Genomic DNA, 17,543 nt, shown 5'->3' on the forward strand with positions numbered 1-17,543 from the left:
CCCGGTCAGTTGGAGGAGGGTCGGAAGGTGACGTCGTCCCCGTCGGCGGTGGCGACGCCCGTGACGGTCAGCGCGTCGTCGTCGGTGAACGGTGAGCTGCTGCCGAAGTAGGTGGTGGTGCCGCTGACCTGCACCCTGCCCTGGGTCTCGACCGGGGTGGACACCCGGGCGGTGCTCGGGCCGGTCAACTCGACGGCGATTTTCGGGTACTCCAGGATCTTCCAGGTGACCTTCTGCGTGGTGCCGCCGTAGTAGCGGAACGGGCAGCCGGGTGGGGCGGCCACGGTCTGCTTCGCGCACTCGTCCAACCAGGCGCGTACCCGGGCCTCGACCGCGTCGATCGCGGCCGGCTTGAGCACCGGCGCCAGTTGCAGGGTGGCGGCGGTCTCCCCCGGGCCCACCAGCACTGTCGCGCCCGGCGTCTCGCTGAGCGCGCTGGCCGGGCCGGTCGCGGTGTAGCCGCCGGGCAGCAGCACCAGCGGAGCGCCCTCGGTGGCGACCGGCAGCTCCACCCCGTTGAGCCGCACCCCGGGGTCGGCGATCGCGGCGTTGAGCGGGGTGGGCCCACCGCTCAACCGCCAGCCGTGGAAGAGGCCGGCGGTGGTCTCGTCCTCGCGGCGCAGGGTGAGGGTGCTGCTCTGGCGCACGTCACCCAGCCGGTACGCCACGGTGGCGGTGGCGGTGTCGCCGTCGCGCTCCAACGAGCTGATCTCGACGTCGGTCGGTGGTTGGTAGCCCTTGCCGCGCAGCAGTTTGGCGAGAAGGTCACGGTCGGTGCCGTTGCCCTGGTCCGTCAGGTAACCGAGGGCAGCCTCGCTGTCCCGGTCGGCGAGCGCGGAGAAGTAGCCGTCGATCGCCGCCTGGGGGCGGAAGAACGCCCACTGCACCACGCCGAGGCCGCTGGTGCCGAGGCAGGCGACCAGGGTGACGGCACCGACCAGCAGCAACGTGCGTCGGGTGCCGACCGGGCCGGAGTCGTTGAACAGCCGGTCGACGGTGACGGGCTCGGTCGCGCCGGCGGGCGTACCGGCCACCGAGGCCCGCTCCAACGCGTCGAGCCGCAGCTCGTGCGGCGGGTGGGTGGCGCAGACCGCCTCGTCCCAGCCGCTGCGGCCGGTCTCGAAGGACAGCCGCCGTTCCAGGATGCGCCGCAGCCCGTCGGCGTGCCCGGTGAGCACGGCGCCGAGGTCAGCCCGGTACTCGGCCGCGCGCACGTCGCGGGCGTGCAGCGGCAGCACCACGTACCGCATGGTGAGCAGCACCGGCCAGAAGAGAACGAAGACCACGAAGTTGGTGCCCGGATGTGGGAACGTCCGCATCAGCCAGGTCGGCAGGGCGTGCGCGAGGGTCAGTGGCAGGCCGACACCGCGGACGAAGGCGCTGGTGATCTCGTCCCCGGTGCGCCAGTGCACCAGCTCGTGGCTGAGCAGCGCGGCCACCTCGTCGTCCGGTTCGGCCAGCACGGCGGTGGTGACCACCACGTGCCGGGCGTACGTGCGGGCGTTGCTCAGGACCGGGTCGTCCTCCATGAGCAGCCGGGGCACGCTGGGCAGGCCGAGCCGTCGGGCGCAGTCGTCGAGCACGGGGCGAAGCCGCGCGTACTCGCGGCGGCTGGGCTGGCGCGCACCAGAGACGACCAGCAGGCGGGGTTCGAGCAGCACCCGGTAGAGCGTGTAGAGGACCCCGATCAGCGCCGCCGCGACGACAGTGCCGATCAGGCCGGTGAGCAGCGCGAAGGGCTCGTCGGCAACGCCCATCCAGGGCAGGGCCAGCACGGCGAGGAAGCCGACCAGGAAGCCGATGGCGAAGCCGGCGACGCCGCCGAGCATCCCGCCGGAGCGGGTCAGGAACGCCTCGACCAGGGGGCCGATGAGCGGGACGTCGCGCAGCACCTGGGGCACCTGGTCGTCGGCGCCGGTCCCGACGGCGAAAAGCCCGACGACGCCGAACGTGAGACCGCCCCAGAACGCCAGGAGCAGCGCGACCGGCAGGTAGAACCAGGTGGCGAGGAACGCGCCGAGCACGCCGCGCCAGTCCCGCAGGATCCCGGCACGCAGCCAGACCAGCGCGCTCGGGTAGCCCGGTGGGCGGTCGGCGAACCCGCCGGTGGGTGGCGGGGTGTCGGCCGACGGCGGTTGGGCGGCCCGGACGTCGAGCTGCGGCACGGTCGGCGGGGTGTTCTCCGGCGGCACGGTGGGCGGCTCGGTCATGAGCGCTGCTCCTTCTCGGCGGGCGTCGTCCACTGTCGGGAATGGACAGCCGGAGCAGGCTATCGAGGGCATCTGATGTCTGCCACACCGTTTCCGGGGATCGTCGCGCACCCGACACTCCGCGTCACTGGTGCGGTGCGGCGGTCCCCTTCGGGACCGCCGCACCGGAGCGGGTCAGAGCGCGAGGCAGTTGGGCCGCACCGAGCCGTCGACCAGGGCGCTTCGCACGATGGTGTACGCGGTGCCGTCGAGCACCAGGCCGAGGTGCCCCACCACCCGCAGCGGGCAGTACGACTGGATCAGCACGTTCGTCGCGCCGTCGTTGACGGCGGCGTTTCCGGTCGGACGGACCAACTCGTCCTGGAGGGTGCGGATGGTGGTGTAGCGCACCGCGCCCGGGGTGTCGTCGCCGGCGTTGAGGTCGGCGAGGAACGCCGAGCCGATTGTCATCTGTTGGCAGGCCACGACGCCGGCGCAGCTGCCCAGGCCCAGGAACGCCACGATGTTGGCGACGTACGTGCCGTACTGGGGTGTGCCCAGGCTGACGTAGCGACCGACGGTGGCGGTGCCGCCGAGCCGCTTGAGGTAGTACCTGCTGACCAGGCCCCCTTCGGAGTGGGCGACGACGTCCACGCTCGCCGCGCCTGTGCTGGCGCGTACCTGGTCGACGTAGCTGGCGAACGCGCGCGCCGAGGTGGGGATGTCACCGAGCCCCAGCCCGGGTAGTTGGTAGATGAAGGTGCGGTAGCCGTCGGCGCGCAGCCGGGCGGCGATCGGCTCGTACGCGACGGCGACGCCGCTGAGCCCGCCGACCACGATCACGGGGTTTGCCGCCGCGGCGGCGAAGGGTGTCGTGCTGGCGGCGGTGGTGGAGGCGGGGGCGGCGGTCGCCGTGGCGGTGGACGCGAGAAGCGCGGCGGTGGCGAGGGCCAGCACGAGGGCGGTCTTTCGGAGCAGCATGGCTGCACCTCCGGGGGGAGGCACCCGGCGAACCGGGCAGGTGGGTGGGGGTGTCCGGTCGACCGTGCGACGATCATGCCCGCAATAATTTAGAAACGTCAATGACTTGTTACGCGCCGGTAACCCGTTGTTCCGGCGGGGGCGTAAACGGTCATACCGCTCCGCTCCATATCGGACACCGCCGGTCGCTGGCATGCTGTGGCCGTGGCTGTCGACGAACCCACCGAGCGCGAGCTGCGGGTGATGCCGTGGTGGCTGGTCCTGGTCGGCCTGCTGGTCGCCATCGCCCTGGGCTGGCTGGTGCTGGACCTGCTGCTCAGCGAGGCCGACCGGGCCACCCAACCGGACACCCGCGCCACGTTGCGCATCGACGCGATCCGCACCGGCCTGACCGTCGTCGCCGGCACCGGCGGAGGGCTCGCGCTGCTGCTCGCCGCCCGACGCCAGTGGATCGCCGAACGCGCGCAACGGCATCAGGAGAGCGTCGCCGCACGCGACCAGGTGCACCGGGACCGGGTGCAGGCGCACGCCGAAACGGTGGCCGAGGCCGCGCAGCGCCACCAGGATCGGCAGTCCGGGGCCGCCGAGCACGACGCGGCGGAGCGTCGACTGACAGAGCTCTACACCCGGGCGGTCGAACTGCTCGGCAACGACAGCGCGGCGGTACGCCTCGGCGGCCTGCACGCGCTGGAACGCCTCGGCCAGGACAACCCGGGGCAGCGCCCGACCATCGCGGCGGTGCTCTGCGCGTACCTGCGGATGCCGGCACCTGACGGCGAGCCGCGCGAGACGGAGGTCCGGCGCAGCGCGCAGCGCGTGCTGACCCGGCACCTGCGCGCGGGCGACGCGGCGCACTGGCCGGAGCTGAGGCTCGACCTGGCCGGCGCCGCGCTCGTCGACTTCGACGCCGCCGGTTGCACGCTCGTCGACGCGACCTTCACCGATGCGGTGTTCACCGGCACGACCACCTTCGCGGGCGCGACGGCGCGGGGGCGGCTGCTGTTCGGTGCGGCAACCTTCGGTGACGTGGTCTTCGACGGGCTCGTGGCCGACGGCGAGGTCGTCCTCGACGGCGTCCGCGTCGGCGGCGCGGCCAACGTCGACGGCGCCGCCTTCTCCGGCGGTCTGTCCTGCCGGCGAGCCGGCTTCACCGGCCCGACCTCGTTTCGCCGGGTGACCTTCGGCCAGCCGACCAGCTTCGACCTGACCCGCTTCGAGGAGGTCACCTCGTTCCGGGAGGCCGTCTTCGAGGGCGCCCTGTCGATGGAGCACACCGAGTTCGGCCGGTCGGCCAGCTTCCACGCCGTCCGCTTCACGAACATGGCGCTGTTCCGTTGGACGGTGTTCGGCGCGGAGGCGCTGTTCGACAGGGCCCGCTTCGTCGACGCCGCGAACTTCGGCCGCGCCCGGTTCCACAGCATGGTCAGCTTCCGTGACACCGAGTTCAGCCGGCCACCGCAGGTCGAGCAGGCCCGGGCGATGGCAGACAGTGGTCACCGCTGGCCGGAGGGCACGACAGTGGAGCGCCTCGACGACGAGTGGCTGCTGCTGGTCGACCGCTGACCGGCCGGTGGGCTCTCAGCGCGGCGCGGCCGGCGGGGTCGTCAGCGCGGCGGGCGCAGGCCGTCCAGGGCCACGCCGAGGACCCGGTCACGTTGCTCGGGTGACGGGAACTGGGCCATGGTCAGGCCACTGATCAGCCGCACCACGTCGTCGAAGCCGATGTCGTCACGCACCACACCGGCGACCTGCGCGCGACGCATCAGCGGCTCACCGGCGGAGAAGATCTCCGCCCGGCAGCTGGTGAAGATCTCGGAGTCGTGCAGCAGTTGCTCGGCGAGCGCCCGCTTGGTGGCGACGTACGCGACGAAGCGGTGCAGCCAGGCGACGAGCGCGTCCCAGGGTGGCAGCTCGGACAGACCCTCGGCGGAGTGGCACAGCGCCCGGACCTCCTCGACGTAGACGGCCTCGAACAGGTGCCGGCGGGTCGGGAAGTTGCGGTAGAGCGTGCCGATGCCCACGCCGGCCCGGCGGGCCACGTCCTCCAGGGAGGCGGCGGCGCCGTTCTCGGCGAACGCCTCGCGCGCAGCCGCGATCAGGGCGTCGTAGTTACGCCGCGCGTCGGCCCGCTTGGGCCGCTGGGCGAAGACCTCGGGCGCCTGCCCCGGGCTGGTCATGACGTGCGTCACCTCACTCTGCTTGCATCCGGAGGACGCCCTCCGCTAGCTTAGCGGAGGCACCCCTCCGGAATCCCGGAGGCCTGCCTCCGGTTACTCTACCTCGGGACCCGCCCGATCGCCGCCTGGCCACCCCGATCGCCCGGACCCCGACAGACCACCCGTCACGGACGACGGGCGACAAGCCTTCATTCCCGTACGTAATCAGGGAGTTTTCTCTCGTGGCAGTGACCTCCCGGCGCAGCTCGCGTCGGCTCACCTTCACCGTGCTCGCGGCCGGCGCCGGGTTCTTCGCGATGCTCCAGTCGCTGATCACCCCGGTGCTGCCGACCATCCAGCAGGACCTGCACACCACCCAGAACACAGTGACCTGGGTCCTGACCGCCTACCTGCTCAGCGCGTCGATCTTCACGCCGATCCTCGGACGCGTCGGCGACATGGTCGGCAAGGAGCGGATGCTTGTCGTCTCGCTCGCCGCCCTCGCCCTCGGCTGCCTGCTGGCCGCCATCGCGCCGAACATCGGCATCCTCATCCTCGCCCGGGTCGTGCAGGGCATCGGCGGGGCGGTCTTCCCGCTGTCCTTCGGCATCATCCGCGACGAGTTCCCGGCCGCCCGGGTCTCCACAGCGGTGGCCGCCATCTCGGCCATCGTCGCCGTCGGCGGTGGCCTGGGCATCGTGCTGGCCGGCCCGATCGTCAGCACCCTGGACTACCGCTGGCTGTTCTGGATCCCGATGATCGTGGTCGGACTGACCGCCGTGGCCGCGCACCTGTTCGTGCCCGAGTCGCCGGTCCGCACCCCCGGTCGCATCGACTGGCGCGCCACACTGCTGCTCTCCGGCTGGCTTGTCGCGCTGCTGCTGCCGATCAGCCAGGGCGCCGCCTGGGGCTGGACCTCCACCCGGGTGCTCGGCCTGCTCGCCCTCGCCGTGGTGCTGCTGGTCGGCTGGCTGGTCACCGAACTGCGGTCGAAGAACCCGCTGATCGACATGCGGATGATGCGCCTTCCCGGTGTCTGGACCACCAACCTGGTCGCCCTGCTCTACGGCGCGTCGATGTTCTCCATGTACGCGTTCCTCCCGCAGTTCCTGCAGACCCCGACCGCTGCCGGTTACGGCTTCGGGGCGAGTATCAGCCAGGCCGGTCTGCTCATGCTCCCGATGGTCAGCGCGATGTTCGTCGCCGGCGTCCTCGCCGGTCGACTCCAGGCCGTCTTCAGCGCCAAGGCGCAGCTCGCCACCGGTGCCACCTTCAACGTGGCCGCCTCCGCGATGCTCGCCACCGCGCACGCCACCCGCTGGGAGGTCGCCATCGCCGGTGGCCTGGTCGGCCTCGGCATCGGCCTGGCCTTCGCCTCGATGGCCAACCTGATCGTCGCCAGCGTGCCCGCCAGCCAGACCGGCGTGGCGACCGGCATGAACGCCAACATCCGCACCATCGGCGGCGCGATCGGCGCGGCAGTGGTCAGCGGCGTGATCACCGCGCACCCCCAGGCCAACGGTCTGCCCCGGGAGGCCGGCTTCACGACGGGGTTTCTCGTCCTCACGGCGATCGCCCTGGCCGCCGCGCTCGCGGCCCTCGCCGTCCCGTCCGCCCGGCGGGCGTCGGCCGGTCGCCGGCCGTCCGCCGCGACGATCGTCGAGTCCGAGCTAGCCGGCGAGTTCGCCACCATGCCGGCTACCCGCTGACGGAACGCGTCGCGGCCCGGGCGGTTCGCCGCCCGGGCCGCGACGCATTCCGGAGTACGCTGACCGCTCCCCGTCCGCCGTTGCTCAGGAAGCGCCCATGCCCGAGTTGCTGACCGCCGACCGCATCAACGAGATCGGCGCCCTGGGCCTCAAGAGCCCCGACCCGGCCGCGTTCGTCGCCGAACTGGTGGGCGCCGTCGACGAGGGGCGGGTAGCGGACCCCGACGACACCGGGTACGCCCTGCTGGTCGCCGCGGACATCCTGGAACAGGCCGGCGACCTGGCCGACGCGCTCGCCCTGGCCACCCGCGCCATCGCCGAGCAGCCGGACGACAACGCGTACGCCCGAGCGGTGCGCGGCGGTCTGCTGCTGCGCCTCGACCGCTCGGACGAGGGCATGGCCGAACTGACCGCCCTGCGTCCGCTGCTGGAAACCGACCCCGCAGCCACGTACCTGATCGACGAGCTGGCCGAGTCCGGCCACACCGACACGGCGTTGGAGTGGCTCACCGGGGCGCTCGACGCGATCCTGGAACGGACCCGCACCCAGCAGCACGCGTCCGAGGACGCCCAGGACGAGGCCGCGGCCATGATCTACGGCCTGGCCCAGCGGCGGCACGACCTCCGCGAAGAGGCAGGCTTACCCCACGACGAGTACGACAACCTCGCCGACCGGCTGCGCGCCGCGAGCACCCACGCGCTCGACGCCGTCGACGGCGGCCCGGCGACGCTGCTCTTCTGGCCGCAGGCGGAATTCGACGCCCTGCTGCTGCGCTGGCCGGCGCTGGCCGACAGCCACCCGCCCACCTGGGACGAGCACCGCGCCCAACTCGAACGCGCCCTCGTCGACGCGTCCGGGATGGGCGGCGCCGACCTGGGCGTAGTCGTCGGCACCGTCGACGGCCTGGCGGCCTTCGCCGAACGCACCGGCAGCGACCCCACCGACGAGGAAACCCTCGACGAGTACGCCGACAGCCTCGACGAGGCCGGCGTGACCGCCTGGCCACCCGGCCGAAACGACACCTGCTGGTGCGGCTCCGGGGCCAAGTACAAGAAGTGCTGCCTGCCGCGCTCACGCGCCTGACCGTTCCCTCGCTTTACCCCACCTGCCACCATCGACCCGTTCGTAGCTGTCGCTATCGGTCGGAGTCTTAGATGTGGGGCTTGGGCGACGTCTTGGCCGCGTGGTTCGCGGGTAGGCCCACGGAGAACCTGGAGCTTTTCGGTCAGGACATGATCTTCTGGGGTCGCCTGGGCAAGTCGATGCTCTATCTGGCCGGGCTCACCGTCGTTCTGGACCTGCCAGACCCGAAAAAGCTACAACAGTGGGGGCGTCGGACGATTGAGCGCGCTGACGTGCCGTTGGCCAGGACGCGTCGCAAGCGCGAAGTTCGTCGGCTACTGAAGCTTCAGGCCGTCGTTCTCGAAGACGTCGTATGGACAACCACGATCGTCTCGCCCGGCCAGGCACTCGCTTACGTGCGCCTTGTCAACAAACCTCCGGATGCCGTTCCCGTGGGCCTCAACGTGGCACTTCCCACCTACCGCGACTTCCACAGTCAGGTCATGACCGCGATTCCCGATGCGCACACCTGCGGGACGAGGCACGAGGTTGATGTGTGTCCGCAACAGCAGGAGTACGCACGGAGCCGAATCAACAGACTGATCGCCAGCCAGTTACCGGCAGACGAACGGGACCTGGTCCAGGACATCGAGCGCTCCGACAATGGCTGCCTCATCGTCCTCGGCGCGGCTGGCGCGGTCGGCGGCCTCTTCGTCTTTGCTGCCGGCTTCACGAACAAGGGGCCGTCCTGGACCTATCCCGGCCTCGTGCTCACCGTGGTTGCCGCGATCATCTCCTTCCCGGCACTACGTCTCCTGGCGGCAGCGGCGCCCTACCGCGTCTGGGGGGCTCTGCTGTACGGCTACGGCAAACTGCTCGACCAGACGCGGCCGCTGCACATCCTCCGGTGGGTGGCGGCAGTCCTCTTCGTCATCGGTGGCCTGTTCGACCTGCTGGCCTCGTGACGACTGCTTGCGCCGCCAGAATGTGGGCCGGGCCCCACTGCGGCATTCAGCGTCGTTAGGCTCCAGCGAGGAGGTGGGCTCGTGACCGCGGCAGAGCAGAACGAGACGGTCGAGGACAGCCCCGTCGGCTGGGTCGCCAGCCACATCCGGCGCTACGTGCGGCGCGGCAAAGCACCCCGCCTGGCACCTGAACCTCAGCGTCGACCCGTCGGTGGAGATCCAGGTCGGCGCGGAGCGGATCACCGGTCGGGCCCGGACCGCCACCGGCGAGGAGCGCGTCCGGCTGTGGCCGGTGATGACGAAGGTCTTCCCCACGTACGCCCGCTACGCGAAGGAGACCGACCGAGAGATCCCTGTCGTCGTCATCGAACGCACCGCCGATCGATGACGGTGAGTGCTGCGGCACGCTAGGGTGACGGAAGGTAACCACCCCACTCCGGCGAGGAGGACCGTCGTGCGCCGCATCATCACCGCCATCGCACTACTCGGGCTGTCACTTTCCATCGTGCTGGCGCCGACGCCGGCAAGCGCGGCAAGCAGCGTCGACGTCACGTCCGCGACCCTGGTCGCCCGCGGCGTCGCTGTGGACATCACCCTCACCGTGACCTGCCCAGCCGGCCTGTCCGGCGCGACCGAGCTGATCGTCCGGCAGCGGTCTGGCGACAGGGTCGCCTACGCGGGTGGCTGGGCGCCCCTCAACAGCTGCACCGGCGAGCCGCAAGCCGTGACCGGGAGAGCGTGGGTGCAGCCCGACGGGCTGGTCCTCCACAAGGGTGTCGCGCTGATCAGCGGCGGATTCGAGTTGTGCAACCAGGACGTCTGCGACTACCCGAACTTCGAGCAGACGTTCCGCATCACCCGTTGAAGCGCGGCCAAACCATCGCCGCAGGACGCCGCCGGGGGAACCCAATGATCAAGTGATGAGAAGTAGGTCAGAACCACTTCCGACACCTACTTCTCATCACCTGATCACTGCCGCCGGAGCGAACAGCCGAACCCGGCAGCGGTGACGGGATCAGTTTCCCAGCGCTCGCACCTTGGCGATCGTCTCCTGCACGTGCTGCTTGGCCGGGTCGCCACCCTGCGACGCCTGCGCGAGCGCCTGACGGTACGAATCGATCATGCCGACCAGCGGACCGGCGGCCACACCCTCCAGCGCGCCGGCGACGAGTGCTCGCGCCTCGGCGGCGTCCTGTGCTGCTGCTGCGGTCTTGGCCTTCGCCTCGTCCAGCTTCTGCGACGCCGCCGCCAACCTCGCGATGATCTGTGCTGCGCTCACGCGCACCTCCCCGTGGTCGACCATCGCCTCCACCACCGCACCGGCAGAGACCACATGGGAGCGTACGAGATTCGCGCACCCAGCGCGACGGAACGCGACCAGACCTTGGACAGTTTCCGTCAGCTCACAACGGAAACTGTCCGTTGATGGCCTGGCGAACGACGATGACCGAAACCTCGTGCTGACGGCACAGCTCAGAGGGTCGAGGGCAGCTTGTCTCCCGGCGCAAGTTCGCCGGACTTGATTTGAGCGCGGATGCCGTCGGCAAGCGGCGATCCCGAGCTCGGGGACCACGCCCGAGTGCGATGCCTCCTAGACTCGGTGACAGCTTGCCGAGGGAGTGACGGGGTTTGACGGTTCAGAGGACAGACACAACATCGGCTCGTCGTGGTCGCCGGGCTCGCGTCATCGGCCTGTCCGGCGCTCTCCTCGGGCTTCTCGCCCTCCTGCTGGCCGTCGCCGTCGCGACCGGTGACGGGCAGAGCATCCTCAGCAGCCTTCAGTCGTCGTCGGCAACAGCCGCGCCCAGTCCGAGCCCGGCGTCTCGGGCAGCGCTCTACCGGTCCTGCATCGCCAAGATCCATGGCGATGACGCGTTGGTCTACTTCCGACGGGAGATCCCCGAGGGCCGGTGGGGAGAACCGCTGCGGGGCACTGCCTCGACGACCAGTGAGCCGTACGTGCTGTGGATCTTCGACGCTCAGTGTGAACCGCACCGGGCGATCGAGGTGGGACGGGCCAGCAGTCGCACGTTCAGGGCCGAGGTGGGTCAGGTCTGGTACTACGCCGAGGCGTCGGCGGGGCCTCCCGCCGATGACTGCTCCTGCCGCGTCTTCAGCCCTTCGACCAGCGGCACCGAGCAGGAATTCAGCGACGAAGGCGGCGTCATCTACCACCTGGACTGATCCGTGCCCAACAGTCGGCGCCCCTGTGCGGTGACGACCAGTCACCACTCCAGGTCGGTCATCAGCGCAGACCGCGGACCAGCAGCAGATACGCGCAGTAGGCCATCGGCACCACCAGGAAACAGATCAGGAACCCGAGCGGCAGATATCGCGGCGGGGTGCCGGCGACCATGGCCGGCCGCCCCCAGCGGCCCAGCACCAGGTAGCCGCCGAAGAACGCCACCGCCGGCAACCCCGCGCAGATCCACGCGCCGAGGGTGAACCCGTCCACCAGGCCGACCCCGGAGGCGAGCACCAGCATCAGCACGAGCACCCCGGCCGCCGCGCCGCACCCGGCGTAGACGGCGACCGCCCTCGCCAGCGGCGACCACGTCGGCAGTAGCGCCGGCCGCTGGGCCAGCAACTCCGCCTGCTGCCCGTGCCGGTCGGCCTCGTCGGCCATCCGCCGGGCCAGCTCCAGCTCCATCGCCGGGTCGGCCGCGGCCGCGCGCTGCGCGGGCACCCCGCCGCCCGCCGGGCTCACCGCCGTCGGCAGCGCCAGCCGCGCCTCCCCCGCCGGCAGTTGGGGGTACGCCCCGACCCCCGCCCGCCCCGGCGCGCCGGCTGCGCCGGCGGGTTCCCCGTCCCCGGTTCCGGGCGCGGTGGCAGCGGAGGGCGACCCGGCGCCGGACGGCGGGGCGGGCCAGGCGGCGGTCTCGCCGGGCGTCCCCATCCCCTGACCCGCGCTCGGGCCGGGGGGAGCAGCGGGGGCGGCGGGTGGTTGGTCGACGCCGATGGCTCGGCCGAGCTGGTCGAGGCGCTGCCCCTGAGCGGTGAGCCGCTGCTGGAGGTAGTCGACGGCGGCGTGCAGGTCGCGGCGGCGCGCGGACTCGGCGGCGGCGTGCTGTTCCCCGGCGCGGTGCTGGGCGGAGAGTTGCCGGGCCAGGGCCGCGTACTCCTCGAAGGACACTGTCAGCGCTCCCCGTCCGGGTCGTGCCCGTCGCCGACGAACGGGACGATCAGCCGGGTGCGCTGGTCGTGCCTGTCGATCAGCAGTGCCCGGTCGGGGCGGGGCGTGTAGGTCAGGTCGTGCGCGCCGAGGTGCAGGGCCAGTTCGGCGCCGGGCACGTTGAGCGCGACCAGGCAGGCGACGTCGTCGCGGTTCTGGGTGCCGCCGAGGTCGTCGCCGAGCCGGCGCAGCCCTCTCCACCAACCGAGCAGGTGCACCCCCTGCCCGGGGCCCTGACGCAGGACGGTGCGCAGGTCGTCCAGGCCGGAACGGAACGTGCCGGGGTCGGTGGCCCCGAGGACGGGCGCGGCGGCGTCCATGCCGAACACCACCAGGTACTCGCGGCCGGTGGGTTCGGCGGCCAGCGCGGCGATCCGGTCGCGCAGCCCGGCCGCGTCGAGGCGTCCGACCGGGTGGCCGGCGGCCCGCAGGACGGCTTCGGTGTCGTCGGCGACCGCGTCGGCGGCACCGACCAGGCAGGCCAGCTCGAACCGGGCGTCGCCGGGGGTGTGCTGGCGGGCCAGGCTGAGCGTCGCGGCCCGCAGCACGTCCGCGCCGGTCGGCGCGGTGCCCACCACGGCGAGGTGCCGGCCGGGGGTGGTGTCCATCAGGAACAGTGCTGTGGTGCCGTGCACGTCGACGGTCCGGCCGACCAGTGCCATCGGACGTCGACCACCGGGGCGCAACCCGGCGAACGTGCTGTCGTCCTCGATCCGCGCGGCCTCGTACCCCTTGAAGACCGCTGGGGCCCGCGAGCCCGGCGGGCGGGCCTGCCACAGGTCGTGGCGTAACGCGGCGAGGTCCGCCGTGGCGGCGTGCGCGTCGGGGAAGCGCAGGACGGTGTCGGCGCCGACCGCTCCGGCGGCGGTGTTGACCACGGCGGAGCCGACCGGCAGGGCCGCGGCGGAGTCGTTGAGCTGGTCGAGCACCCCACCCCCGCCGGGCAGCGCCACCCGCAACGCGAACTGCCCGAAGATCGCCTCGGCCCGCCCGTAGAGGGCTTCGATGCCGGTCATGCTCTGGCTGGCGAGCACCAGGTGGATGCCGTACGAGCGGCCCTTGCGGGCCAGGTCCTCCAGCAGGTCGACGGCCTCCCGGGCCAGCGCGTCGTTGCCGGCGAGCAGCACGTGGAACTCGTCGACGACCGCCACGATGCGCGGCAGCGGATTGTCGCGGGGCAGGTCGGCGAGCTTGGTGACGCCGTGCCGCTTGAGCGCGGTGGCCCGGCGCTGCGCCTCCCGGCGCAGCTCGCGCAGCACGGCGAGACCGTACTCGCGGTCGGACTCGATGCCGACGGCACGGGCGTGCGGCAACCAGGACGGGTCCCGGTCGGTGGGCACGAACTCGGTGAAGCTCACGCCCTCCTTGAAGTCGAGCAGGTAGAGCTGCAACTCGGCCGGCGAGTAGCGGGCGGCCAACCCGTAGAGGACGTCGAGGAGGAAGACGGTCTTACCGGCGCCGGTGCGCCCGCCGACCAGCCAGTGCGGGGTGGCGTCGTCGAAGGCGAGCGTCAGCGCGGTGTCGAAGGCGGCAGCGCCGCCGACCCGGCCGACCACCGTACGCAGGCCGTTGCCGGCGGACTCGGCCCAGCGCCGTTCGGGCAGCAGGTCGGTGAAGGGCAACGCGTCGGCGCGACGGGTGGCGGTGCCGAGGTGCTCGGCGAGCGCGCGGACCGAGGCCGGCGGCGGGTCGCCGTCAAGCAGGACGGGTGCGGCGAGCCCGCTGCCGTCGACGCTGAACGGGGTGCCGGGTGGGTCGCCGACGTGCGCGTATCCCTGGTTGAGCCGCACCGCTGTGGTGCCGCCCAGCGGGGGCGCGGTCTCGCCGGGCAGCCGGGACGGGTGTCCGGCGAGCAGCACGCACACAGCGGCGGCCGGGCCGGCGTGGGTGAGCGCGGCGAGCCGGGCCAGCTCGCGGGGCGGCGGCGCGGCGGTGGCGACCACCACCAACAGGCGACGGGCGGCAGGCTGACCGTGCTGCGCGGCGCGGGCGTGCTGCTCGGCGGCGTCCAGCAGTGCGGCCACCTCGGCCTCGCCGGTGGCCGGCGGGTCGAGCACCCCGGCGTCGAGCAGTGGTCGCAGCGGGCCGAAGGTGGCGCCGAGCGCGGCGGTGTCGATGCCGGCGACGCGGACCTGGCCGGGCGGCGCGGTGGCGACCAACCGCAGCACCAGCGCCCGCAGCAGCCCGGCGACCTGCGGGTCCCGGGCGTCGGTGTCCAGGGCGAGGTGGTGGCCGCCGCCGAGCGGGACCAGCACCGGAAAGCCGCCGTCCGCTGTGGACGCCTCGCCGATCCGCACCGCGGCCGGCTCGTCGGTCAGCGGGGTGACGCCCGGGGCGGGGGTTGCCAGGGCACCGCCGAGGCGGGCGAGGCGGGTCACCAGGTCGTCGGCGCCGGCCGGCGCGACGGCGGTCGGCGCCGCCCCCAGGGCGTCGCGGGCGGTGTCCAGATGCGCGCGAGCCGCCCGGTGGGAGTTGACCGCCTGCCCGTACGCCGACGCGAGCCTGCCCACCCTCTGCCCCCAACGCCACGGCCGCCTGGTCCCAGGAACCCTAACGGACACCGGTGGCACCCGGACAGTCCTGCGAGGACGTGTCACGCCGGACCGGTCAGGCGGGGCCGCACGCCGCCGGGCCGGACCCGTCGGCCGCCCCGCAGCGGAACACCTCCACCGGCGCCTTCGCCACGTCCGGCACCTGCTCGACCCGCATCAGGGCCAGTCGCTTGTCGACCGGCTCCCCCGAGTCGGGCGTGAACCGGATCAGCCCGGCCACCCCCGGGTAGCCCTGCCCGGCGTTCTGCCGGAGCACCTCCGCGTGCACGGCCACCGGGTTGACCGAGTCCGGCTCCCAGCGTTGCCGCGGGTCGGCGTGGTGCAGCCGGGCGGCGAGGCTCTCCACGGCCCGGATGAGCATCATCGACGCGTCGTAGGCGAGACTGACCCGCTCACCGACCTGTTCTTCGGAGTCGGGTCGGCAGCGCGGCGGGTCGAGCAGGTCGTCGGCCTGGATCCAGGACAGGAAGCTCGCCCGGGCGTCGTCGCGCCGGTCCTGGGCGGACCGCAGCGCCGCGCAGGTGGCCAGGGCCGCCTTGGAGACGTACGTGACGGGCAGGTTGCCGGGGGCGGCGGCGCGCAGCCCCGGGTTGGCCATGTACCGGTTGGCCGAGTCGTCGGCGACGAGGTGTCGGGGCGGGTTGCCGCCGCACTCGCGCAGCGCCCGCAGGAAACCGTCGAACTCCGACCATCGGCCCGCGTAGAAGAGCAGCCCGGGGTAGCCGCACTCGTCGGTCAGCCGCTGCCCGGTGCGCCACTCGTCGAGGCGGGTGATCCGGGGGCCGAACTGCTGTCGGAGCCCGTCGACGAGGGTGCCGACGTAGAGGTCCTCGGTGAGCGTGCTGCCCTCCAGGGTGGTGTAGAAGACGTGCGCCTCGGCGACCTTCAGCACCTGCTTGGCGTACGCGTCGACCAGCTTCACCTGGTCCTTGTTCGGTGCGGAGATCTGGAGGTAGAGGCGGGAGTTGGCGTCCATCCTGTCGGCGGAGAGGGTGGGCGCCAGCACCGGCAGCCCGACCTGGTTCAGCTCGCGCAGCGCGCGGGCGGTGCTGGTGCGGCTCTCCACCAGCCCGACCACCCCGAGCACCGTGGGGTCGTCGCGGGCCAGTTCGGCCAGCATCGCCACCGCCCGGTCGGCGTAGATCATCTGGCGGCCGGCGTTGGCGACCACGATCCGCAGCAGCGCGGCGCCGTCGGCACCGGCTGACTCCTTCAGCAGTGCGTACTGGGCGGTGGCCATCCCTTCCAGCTCCTCGCGCTCGGAGACGTACGACTCCTCGTCCGCGCGGGTCCGGTTGCCGGTGAGGGTGCCGAGGTAGACCAGGGTGAGGAAGGGCCGCCGCCGGTCGCTGCGCTGCCAGACCTCCTCGGCGGCGCGGTTCTGCGCGAAGATGCGCTCCTGAACTGTGCGCAGCCGGTCCTGGCCGGGGTCGTTGTTGAACACCTGGGCCGCGCTGTCGCTGTAGCCGACACACTCGCCGCTGCCGGCCACCTCGACCGAGACCTGGCCGGTGAGCGAGGGGTGACAGCCCGGCCCCCACCGGCTGGCCACCCACAGGCCGAGCACCGCCACCAGCACCAGGCAGAGCGCCGTCGGCAGGAAGCGCCGCGACCACCACGGCGGGTCGGGCGCGGAGAAGGGCCGCAGCCCGCCACGCGACGGTGGGCCGGTGTCGGTCTCGTCGGGGCGCAGCGCCACCAGCCAGGTGGCCGGGCGGCGCAGCCGTCGCATCTCCGGCAGCGCACCGGCCCACTCGTCGTACGCCTCGTCGGCCTCGGTCAACGGGTGCGGTTCGGGCAGGTCCGGTGGGGGTTGCCCACCGGACGCGACGATCAGCAGCGGGTCGTTGCGGCCGGTCTCGGTACGAACGTCGCCGATCAGGCGGACCAGTTCCCCGCCGACGTTGCCGGGGGCGACGTGATCGATCAGCAGAGCCGGGTACGCGGTGCGCCGCCAGTCCGAGAGGCGCCACGGCCGACGCCGGTACGCCTGCCGCAGGTCCTCCAGGAACGCGTGCAGCAACAGCTTGTTGACCTGATCGGGTTGCTCCCCGTCGCGCCAGCCGGCGGTGAGACGCTCGGCGAAGCCGAGGAAGGTGACCGATTGCCGGGGCGCCAGATACTGCTGGCGCATGAACCAGTTGTAGTGCCGCCCGAGCACCGGCACCCGACCGGAGACGGCAGCCCGGAAGACCACCCCCGGCACGGCGCGACGGACCAGCCAGAGCAGCACCTGCGAGACGATGCTGACCGCGTCGCCGCCGGAGGGCACCGCCTCCGGCGTGCGCGGGCCCCTGCGGTCGCGCAGCCGGCGGACCAGGGCCGCGCGGCTGTCGTCGGCGTCGATGCCCAGGTTGAGGCTCTGCTGCATCAGCCAGTCGGCGAGCGGATAGTGCCGGAAGCGCAGCCGGGCGGCACCGAAGGCCTCCAGGGAGAGCTGCCGGTGCAGCTCGCGCAGCAGCGCCGGCACGTCCCCGGCGCCGGGCGGCGCGTCGGCGTCCAGCACGGCGTGCGGCACCCGCCGCCGGGGGCCCTGGCCGAGGAACCGGCGCAGCGGCACCATCAGATCCGCGGTGTCGGAGCGGACCAGCCACAGCAGGGGCAGCCGGCGGTCGCCGCGGCGGGGTCGCCGCAACAGCCGGGCGAGCAGCGTGAACAACTCCAGACCGCCGGCCGGCAGGCGTTCCCGACCAGCGGTCGACTGTCGTTGGCCGGTCAACTCCCGCCTGGGCAACTCCGAGCGCCGCACGTGTCAC

At 72.5% G+C, this 17,543-nt stretch carries 14 protein-coding genes; 7 read left to right on the forward strand and 7 right to left on the reverse strand.

Features of this window, described 5'->3' with window-relative positions; genetic code table 11:
• Positions 1-5 precede the first annotated feature (5 nt).
• Both ACGF3C_RS14340 and ACGF3C_RS14345 read right to left on the reverse strand, forming a co-directional pair.
• Positions 6-2,210: a M48 family metalloprotease gene (locus ACGF3C_RS14340; RefSeq protein WP_393222037.1), complete on the reverse strand. Its 2,205-nt coding sequence runs from the start codon at positions 2,208-2,210 to the stop codon at positions 6-8.
• 174 nt (positions 2,211-2,384) lie between these two features.
• Positions 2,385-3,170 (reverse strand): esterase/lipase family protein, encoded by a 786-nt coding sequence (locus tag ACGF3C_RS14345; RefSeq protein WP_393222040.1) that lies wholly within the window; start codon positions 3,168-3,170, stop codon positions 2,385-2,387.
• A 204-nt stretch (positions 3,171-3,374) separates the two neighbouring features.
• Here ACGF3C_RS14345 and ACGF3C_RS14350 point away from each other — a divergent pair, with 204 nt between their 5' ends.
• Entirely contained in the window at positions 3,375-4,733 is a 1,359-nt protein-coding gene (locus tag ACGF3C_RS14350) for a pentapeptide repeat-containing protein (RefSeq protein ID WP_357231867.1), read from the forward strand.
• A 41-nt stretch (positions 4,734-4,774) separates the two neighbouring features.
• Here ACGF3C_RS14350 and ACGF3C_RS14355 read toward each other — a convergent pair whose 3' ends face one another.
• Positions 4,775-5,347 (reverse strand): helix-turn-helix domain-containing protein, encoded by a 573-nt coding sequence (locus ACGF3C_RS14355; RefSeq protein WP_357231877.1) that lies wholly within the window; start codon positions 5,345-5,347, stop codon positions 4,775-4,777.
• A gap of 221 nt (positions 5,348-5,568) precedes the next feature.
• Here ACGF3C_RS14355 and ACGF3C_RS14360 point away from each other — a divergent pair, with 221 nt between their 5' ends.
• The 5 genes from ACGF3C_RS14360 (at position 5,569) to ACGF3C_RS14380 (ending at position 9,928) form a co-directional block, all read left to right on the forward strand.
• Positions 5,569-7,035 carry an MFS transporter gene (locus ACGF3C_RS14360; RefSeq protein ID WP_357231870.1) on the forward strand — a complete coding sequence of 489 codons (1,467 nt, stop codon included), beginning with the start codon at positions 5,569-5,571 and terminating at the stop codon, positions 7,033-7,035.
• Between the two features lie 97 nt (positions 7,036-7,132).
• Positions 7,133-8,119 carry an SEC-C metal-binding domain-containing protein gene (locus tag ACGF3C_RS14365; protein WP_393222044.1) on the forward strand — a complete coding sequence of 329 codons (987 nt, stop codon included), beginning with the start codon at positions 7,133-7,135 and terminating at the stop codon, positions 8,117-8,119.
• 80 nt (positions 8,120-8,199) lie between these two features.
• Positions 8,200-9,063 carry a hypothetical protein gene (locus tag ACGF3C_RS14370; protein ID WP_393222047.1) on the forward strand — a complete coding sequence of 288 codons (864 nt, stop codon included), beginning with the start codon at positions 8,200-8,202 and terminating at the stop codon, positions 9,061-9,063.
• A 211-nt stretch (positions 9,064-9,274) separates the two neighbouring features.
• The gene (locus ACGF3C_RS14375) at positions 9,275-9,451 is read left to right on the forward strand and encodes a nitroreductase/quinone reductase family protein (protein WP_393222050.1); all 177 of its coding nucleotides are present in this window, start codon (positions 9,275-9,277) and stop codon (positions 9,449-9,451) included.
• A gap of 66 nt (positions 9,452-9,517) precedes the next feature.
• Positions 9,518-9,928: a hypothetical protein gene (locus tag ACGF3C_RS14380; protein WP_357234491.1), complete on the forward strand. Its 411-nt coding sequence runs from the start codon at positions 9,518-9,520 to the stop codon at positions 9,926-9,928.
• A gap of 150 nt (positions 9,929-10,078) precedes the next feature.
• On the opposite strand, the gene ACGF3C_RS14385 is transcribed toward ACGF3C_RS14380, so the two are convergent.
• Entirely contained in the window at positions 10,079-10,342 is a 264-nt protein-coding gene (locus tag ACGF3C_RS14385) for a DUF6244 family protein (RefSeq protein WP_030489032.1), read from the reverse strand.
• A gap of 350 nt (positions 10,343-10,692) precedes the next feature.
• Here ACGF3C_RS14385 and ACGF3C_RS14390 point away from each other — a divergent pair, with 350 nt between their 5' ends.
• Complete coding sequence (locus ACGF3C_RS14390; RefSeq protein ID WP_393222054.1) at positions 10,693-11,247, forward strand: hypothetical protein; 555 nt, start codon at positions 10,693-10,695, stop codon at positions 11,245-11,247.
• 61 nt (positions 11,248-11,308) lie between these two features.
• Here ACGF3C_RS14390 and ACGF3C_RS14395 read toward each other — a convergent pair whose 3' ends face one another.
• The 3 genes from ACGF3C_RS14395 to ACGF3C_RS14405 all read right to left on the reverse strand — a co-directional run bounded on the left by ACGF3C_RS14395 (position 11,309) and on the right by ACGF3C_RS14405 (position 17,536).
• Positions 11,309-12,196 carry a hypothetical protein gene (locus tag ACGF3C_RS14395; protein WP_393222057.1) on the reverse strand — a complete coding sequence of 296 codons (888 nt, stop codon included), beginning with the start codon at positions 12,194-12,196 and terminating at the stop codon, positions 11,309-11,311.
• A gap of 2 nt (positions 12,197-12,198) precedes the next feature.
• On the reverse strand, positions 12,199-14,745 hold the full coding sequence (locus ACGF3C_RS14400) for an FtsK/SpoIIIE domain-containing protein (RefSeq protein WP_393222060.1): 2,547 nt from the start codon (positions 14,743-14,745) through the stop codon (positions 12,199-12,201).
• 97 nt (positions 14,746-14,842) lie between these two features.
• Positions 14,843-17,536 carry a hypothetical protein gene (locus tag ACGF3C_RS14405; protein WP_393222063.1) on the reverse strand — a complete coding sequence of 898 codons (2,694 nt, stop codon included), beginning with the start codon at positions 17,534-17,536 and terminating at the stop codon, positions 14,843-14,845.
• Positions 17,537-17,543 lie beyond the last annotated feature (7 nt).

It is taken from the genome of Micromonospora sp. NPDC047762 (assembly GCF_043204655.1).
GTDB lineage: Bacteria > Actinomycetota > Actinomycetes > Mycobacteriales > Micromonosporaceae > Micromonospora.